Origin of the sequence: Microbacterium sp., from assembly GCF_026393345.1 — a bacterium.
Classification (GTDB): domain Bacteria; phylum Actinomycetota; class Actinomycetes; order Actinomycetales; family Microbacteriaceae; genus Microbacterium.
The window spans coordinates 20,843-27,297 of record NZ_JAPLAI010000045.1 but is presented as its reverse complement, the minus strand read 5'-3'; the positions used below and the strand labels follow the sequence as shown (position 1 = coordinate 27,297).

The 6,455-nt window shown below is 71.0% G+C and carries 6 protein-coding genes; all 6 read right to left on the bottom strand.

Annotation, left to right across the window (positions count from 1 at the left end; all coding sequences use genetic code 11):
* Positions 1-99: 99 nt before the first annotated feature.
* The 6 genes from NT132_RS08530 to NT132_RS08505 all read right to left on the bottom strand — a co-directional run bounded on the left by NT132_RS08530 (position 100) and on the right by NT132_RS08505 (position 6,398).
* Entirely contained in the window at positions 100-633 is a 534-nt protein-coding gene (locus NT132_RS08530) for a VanZ family protein (protein WP_297787405.1), read from the bottom strand.
* Positions 630-1,658, bottom strand: coding sequence for a hypothetical protein (locus tag NT132_RS08525; RefSeq protein WP_297787403.1), 1,029 nt, complete (start codon positions 1,656-1,658; stop codon positions 630-632). Before NT132_RS08525 ends, NT132_RS08530 begins: the two co-directional genes overlap by 4 nt.
* Positions 1,655-2,971 (bottom strand): MFS transporter, encoded by a 1,317-nt coding sequence (locus NT132_RS08520; protein ID WP_297787401.1) that lies wholly within the window; start codon positions 2,969-2,971, stop codon positions 1,655-1,657. The genes NT132_RS08525 and NT132_RS08520 overlap by 4 nt, the downstream gene beginning before the upstream one ends.
* A gap of 4 nt (positions 2,972-2,975) precedes the next feature.
* Positions 2,976-3,554, bottom strand: a complete 579-nt coding sequence (locus tag NT132_RS08515) for a hypothetical protein (RefSeq protein WP_297787399.1) — start codon at positions 3,552-3,554, stop codon at positions 2,976-2,978.
* A gap of 258 nt (positions 3,555-3,812) precedes the next feature.
* Positions 3,813-5,567 carry a glycosyltransferase family 2 protein gene (locus tag NT132_RS08510; RefSeq protein ID WP_297787396.1) on the bottom strand — a complete coding sequence of 585 codons (1,755 nt, stop codon included), beginning with the start codon at positions 5,565-5,567 and terminating at the stop codon, positions 3,813-3,815.
* A 102-nt stretch (positions 5,568-5,669) separates the two neighbouring features.
* Positions 5,670-6,398: a WecB/TagA/CpsF family glycosyltransferase gene (locus NT132_RS08505; protein ID WP_297787395.1), complete on the bottom strand. Its 729-nt coding sequence runs from the start codon at positions 6,396-6,398 to the stop codon at positions 5,670-5,672.
* Between the last annotated feature and the right edge of the window lie 57 nt (positions 6,399-6,455).

The window sequence follows — 6,455 nt, the reverse complement described above, 5'->3', positions numbered from 1 at the left end:
GCGAGGCGACCATCACCAGGGCTGTCAGCAGCACGAAGCAGGTGAAGGTGAGGCTGGTGTTGACCAGCCGGTGAGGGACGGAGGAAGGGTACTTTTCCATCAGGGTGCGCTCCACGGCTCGACGGTGTGCGTTGGATGCCCCTTGGGCGACGGTACCAGCGGCGTGTGCGCTTGTCTGCGGGTGCGCCGTATCGTCTCCCGACGGCGTCGTCCCGCCCGCAGCGCGAGCACGAGCGCCGCGCCGGTCGCGGCACCCAGGACGTTCGCGAACACGTCTCGGATGCTGGCCGTGCGATGCGGCAGCAGCAGCTGCCCGAGTTCGACCGTCGCGGACACCACGGTCGCCGCGGCGATGCCGGCCCACGATCGACGGAACCCGAGCGTGAGCAGGACGCCGAGCGGCGCGAACAGCGCGATGTTCGCCGCGAACTCCACCCAGCCCTGTCGCACCGCCCCGAGACCGAGGTCCCTCAGCCAGGTGGTCGTCGCCGCGACGAGTTCCGCGGGCGAGGTGGGCGACAGCAGGATCACCAGTGCGCCACCGAGGTAGACCGCCAGCGCGCTCAGGACCGCGGTCACCCCACGCCGGCGGCCACCGGGGGCGGGCGGGATGTCGCTGCGGCGGGTGTTCACGTGCCCTCCCGGATGACGGCGGGTGACCACGCATGCTCGATGAAGAGACGCGGGTCACCGCTGCCGTCGGCAGCGAGCGCCCACACGTCGCTGTCTCCCACGGCCCCTGGACGCGGCATCCCATAGAGGATCGTGTTGTCATCGAGCCACATGATCTGGTCGTCGACGGAGCGCGACTCGGGGAGCAGGGAGACCTCCCCGGTGACGAGGTCGTAGATCGCGGGTGTCCACTGCACCCCCGGCCCCGAACCGGCGGTGACGCGTTTGAACGCGATTCGGCTCCCGTCCGGCGAGAGGGAGGGGCACTCGACGTTCTCGGCCAGTGCCGTCAGGGTGCGCGACGCGACATCGCCGCGCACCAGGTAGGTCGTGCCCGAGGCGGTGAGTGCCGCCGTCGCGTAGAAGGCGGTGTCGCCGTCGAAAGTCACACCCCAGAAGTTGCGATCGAGCGCGGTGGTCGGTGCGCCGTCGATGAGCAACGTCCACTCCTCGAGGTTTCCGAGACTCTCGCCGTGGGAGGAACGGATCACGGTCTCGGTCGAGAACCCGATCGTGGCGTAGGAGTGACCCGTCACGAACGCCGTGGTCGCCAGGATCGATCCGTCGACGGAGAGTCGAGTACGGCTCGGGATGCCGGGGAGCGGCCATTCCTGCAGCCGTTCGCCGGTCCACGCGTAGAGGGTCGCGGAGTAGGACGGAACGATGCCGCGTTCGATGCGCAGGCAGGAGAGTTCCTCCGCCGTGGCGTCCACACGATCGCAGACGAGGCGATCGACTGATCGTGTGCCGCTCGGGTCGGCGAGCGGAACGCTCGCCACGTGGCCGTATCCGGCACCGGGCGCGGTGTTGCGGAACACGATCCGCTCGCCCGTCGCGATGCTGCCGGCGGGTGCCGTGTCGACGAGGGCGGGCGCGGCCGCGCGGGCCTCGTGCTGCCGCCACGCGAAGACGCCGACGATCGAGGTCATGGTGAGCGCCAGCGCCGCCGCGATCGCCACGATGAGCCACTTCCGCCGGTCGCTCATGTCCTCGCCTCCTCCGGTGCCCCGAGCAATGGTCGGAGGAGGAGGGCGGCCGTCGGGATGGCGACGACAAGGAGGCCGGCGACGACGAGCATGGACGACTCGCGTCCGATCGTGAACCACAGCACGCCGAAGCCGGCAGCGGACACGAACCGTGCAACGGCCACAACCGTCTGCGCCGCACCGAGACCCGTCCCCCGTGTCCGGGGCAGGGTGAGCTGTGCGGTGAGAGCCGCGAGCACCCCGTCCGTCGCGGCGTAGAACACCCCGAGGAAGAGCAGGCAGAGGATCGTGGCGGCGACGTCGGCGATGGGCAGCGCCGCCGTCAGGTACGTGGCGAGGAGGGCGGCGTGCCCGAGGACGAACACCCTCGCGCTCCCGAACCGATCGGCGAGCCGCCCCAGCGGGACCGCGAACGCGAGAAACGCGACGTTGGTCCCGACATACAGCAGCGGGAACCAGTGCGCCGCGAAGTCGCTCCGCTCCAGCAGCACCAGGTAGACGAATCCATCCCCGATGGTGAGGAGCCCCAGGATGCCCGCCGCGGCCAGCACCCGGCGCAGCGGACCCCGACCGAGGACGTGCCAGGGGAACTTCTCGCGCGGCGGATGCGGCGCCCCCGTCACGCGGACGGGCCGGCGGCGGGTGCGGACGTTCGGCACGACCAGTCCCAGGATCACGACACCGACGGCCGCGAATGCGAAGGACGCGACGAAGACGGTGAGATACCCGTCCGGGATGACGAGCAGGATCGCGAACGCGAGGAGGGGACCGACCGCTGCGCCGATGTTGTCCAGCATCCGATGGACGCCGAACGCCGACGCCAGCCTCGCCGGGTCGCTGACGGCGGTGATGAGCGCATCGCGCGGCGCGGTGCGGACGCCCTTCCCGATGCGGTCAGCGGTGACCACGGCCGTCAGCGCTGCGAACCCGGAGCCGATGAGAAGTCCCACGCGCGCCACGGCCGCCAGTGCATAACCCGCGAAGGCGACCCATTTGGGCTGGTCCGAACGATCCGCCACGTAGCCTCCCGCGATGCGGACCACCGCGCTCACGCCCTGGTACAGACCATCCAGGACTCCGAAGGCGATGGTCGACAGCCCCAGGACACCGGTCACGTAGAGCGGCAGGATCGCGGTGACGGACTCCGACGAGATGTCGGTGAGCAGGGAGACCACGCCGAGCGTCACGACCGTCGACGAGACGGTCCGCCGACCGCGGGACCGGCGAGAGGGTGCGGTGGCAAGGGCGTCGGGGGTATCGGGGGGAGCCGGGGGCTGGTCCGGCGCGGGACGGTTCGCGAGGGAGATGTACACGCGCTCACCCCGTCCGTACGATGCCGAAGACGGTGTAGACCGTGCCGGTGCCGGAGGCGTCCGCCGACACGGTGATCGAGGACGAGGCGTCGCCGAAGGAGGCAGCGCCCGCCTCCGCGCCGGGAACCGCCGCGAGGCGGAGTGCGCTCCACCGGGCGCGGTACGCCTCGAGGACCTCCTCGGGCGAGGCATCTGTCCGGGCGACCAGCGCTGACTGCACGAGACTGCCTTCGCTCGCGACGGAGGACTCGATGACGTCGGAGCCGTCGAGCGGACCGGCGACCTCCACGGGGTATCCCGCCACGATCGCTCCGCGCGCGGACGCGGAGTCGGCCGGCGGCAGGCTCGAGGGTGGGTGCGTCGCCGCCCGGGGAGGGAGTCGATCTGGCGTCACCGTCCCGTCACCGGGCGGCATGACCTCGCTCCCGGTCGTGGGCGTTGCCCCCGGGAGTGGCCCGGTCGAGGAGGAGTGTGCACCCCCGACGGCGGGCGGCGTGGGCGCGACGGGCGCGATGAACAACCAGCCCCCGAGACCGAGCCCGAGCGCGACGACACCGGCACCGACGATCAGTGCCGTCCGCATGTTCCGCGTCAAGAAACGCGGATGCGCCAGTGTCCCCATCGAGCCATTCCCCACGTCCCCACACGTGGACGCAGCTCGAGCGCCACCGTGCCTTCCCCAAGATGGTCGATCTCCCCAGATCGCGACCACCCGCTTGTCCGCCGAGCATACTGTCCGGCGGTCGTTGAGGGAACAGGCGCGGCGGAATTCCCTGGCCCTCATCGGATAGCCGGTCCCACCTCGACCAGAGCGACCGGCGCGGCGACCGGGCGAGACGTGTCATCGCGTTCCCACCCGGTGTCGCCACGTGCCGCGGCGCGGCGTGCGCGTCGCCGTGCGTCCAGGGCGAACGCGGCGTAGATCGCCGCATCCGCCGCGGACAGCGCTCCGCGGATGCTGGCCGCGAGCTCCCGCACGCTCGACCGCCCGGTGTCGATGCCCTGCTGTGCCGGTCCGCGCCGCATCCGGCACAGGATCTGTCGCAGGGTGGCGGCGCGATGAGGCACACCGACGGTCACCGGCTCGGTGGGGGGAAACACCTTCTCCGCCGGGGAGAACAGACGGTCGACGTAGAGATCGTCGGCCGTGTACGGGGGGAAGTGACCGATGCGGTCGTGGCCCACACGGCTCACCGCGTACACCCCCGCGCCCCAGAGCGCGGCCGATGTCGACGGCATCCGCTGCCGGGCGCGGTAGTACGCCCGAACCAGCGTCGAGGCATCGGACAGATCCAGGCCGAAAAGCAGGGGCGCCTTTCTTGATGACGGGGACGAGCGCGTGCGGGGGCACCACGATGTCGGCGTCGAGATAGAACCGCGGCCAGACGGTGGCGCACTCGTCACCGAGATTCAGCGCGGTCGTCTTCGAGGCAGCGTCCGTCTCGATCACCTGCACTCCGGCATAGGAGCGGGCTCGCGCGGCTGTGTCGTCGTGGCAGCCGTTGCACACGACGACCACTTCCAGCCGGCCGGCTGCGGCCAGCTCGGCGAGCGGCTCCAGGGTCCGGCTGATCACCCCGGCCTCGTCGTGGGCGGGGATCACGACGGACGCCGCCGGAAACGTGTCGACCGGTTCCGCGTCCCTCCTCGCGTGCGGCAGTGTCGCCCAGCGCGCTCTGCTGCGCAACGCCCAGCGGGAACGGGCGTTCCCGGCGGATCGACGAAGGTGCTCTCCCACCATCACGGCCGCGCGGAAGGCGGCGGCGGAACGCGGCCGGTGCTTCTCGATGTAGCGGACGCGGTTGACGGTCAGCAACGCGTTCAGGTCGGCGGACGTCCCGGACCCGCCGCGACGGTGGGTTGCGCCCGCCGCGGGGTCGAACCACACCGACCACCCCGCGTCGCGGAGGCGTCGCTGGATGTCCGTCTCCTCCGAATAGAGGAAGAACCGTTCGTCCCACTGGCCGATGGCCTCCTGTGCGGGCGAGGAGATCAGCAACGCCGCCCCCGTCGCCCAATCGATCGGGTGGCACCAGCCGTACTGCCGCGGGGAGCGGACGAACTCGGACAGCGCGGCGGGGCGGCGTTGCCAGAACCTCCCGATGATCGCGTCGGCGGCTGCTCGGAGGACCGTGGGGTCCCGCCGGAGCGAGAAGTACACGGCACCGTCCTCGTCGCGCAGCAGCGGGGCGACGGCGGCGATCTGGTCGTCGCTGCGCAGGCGCCGCAGCATCCGTCCGATCGCTCCCGGGTCCAGGCGGAGGTCGGGATTGAGGATGAGGATCGCATCCGTGTCCCCGACGTGTGTCATCGCGGCATTGATCGCGCCGGCGTAGCCGAGATTGCCGCCGGTGGCGAGGGTGATCACGTCGGCGTGCCGGGCGAGCATCGCCCGTGTGTCATCGGCGGAGGAGTTGTCAGCGACGATGACACGGAGCCGGAGCGTACCGGCCTCGCGGCGAAGGTCGGGGAGCAGCTGGCGGATGTCGTCGGAGCTGTTGTACGAGACGATGACGACGGCCACGTCGACGGCCTCGCCCTCGGGGAAGAAGTCGGTGCGGTCGATGCTCTCATCGCCGGATCGGGTCACGGCCACGATGCGGTCCCTCCTGTGTGTTGACAACGGTCGCGGAGTCCACGTAGCGGACATGGCCGGGCACGGGGGGAGGTGTCGGCCATGTCCGCTCGCGGGCGACGGCTACGCCCGACGGGTGAACGACGACCGGCGTACGGCCGCATAAGCGGGGGGTCCCTCAACGAGGTACCGCCGCGCCAGTCGCCTGGGCTCGAGCATGAGCCGCCACATCCATTCGAGTCCCGCGTCGGACACCCAGCGGGGCGCCCGGGAGACTCGACCGGCGAGGAAGTCGACGACGGCACCGAAAGCCAGCAGGACACCCGCTCCGGTCACTCCCCCGTATTCGTCGATCCACTTCTCCTGCCGGGGTTTTCCCAAGCACACGATGACGATGTCGGCGCGGCTCGCCCGGATGTCCGCCGCCAGAGCGTGCGAATAATCGGGCGATGACAGGTCATCGCGTGTCGGGGCCCAATGACCTGCGAAGTGCAGGGAAGGCCACGTGGTCATCAACCGCACGCGCAGCGCCTCGCTCGCCTCGGGCGGACCGCCGAGGACGGCGACACGTGTCCCGGCCGCGGCGGCGTCGTCGAGGATGCCGCCGATCAGATCGCTCCCGGCCAGGCGGGGCCAGGGCGTGCCGGTCAGGCGTCGTACCTGCCGGGCGATCGGTGCCCCGTCGATGAGGTTCAGCCACCGTGCCGAGCGCACCCCCTCCGTCCGCTCCGACGGCGGGAAGTGGTGGATGTGGTCGAGGTTGATGGATGCCACGGCCAGGGGCGTCCCGCCTCGCGTGCGTGCCGCCGCTGCGATCGCCTGTCGTGCACCGCCGGCATCGGTGAGATGCACGATCGTTCCGGCGATTGCGATGCCGGGCAACCCTAGGGCGGTGCGGGGCGGTTCGAG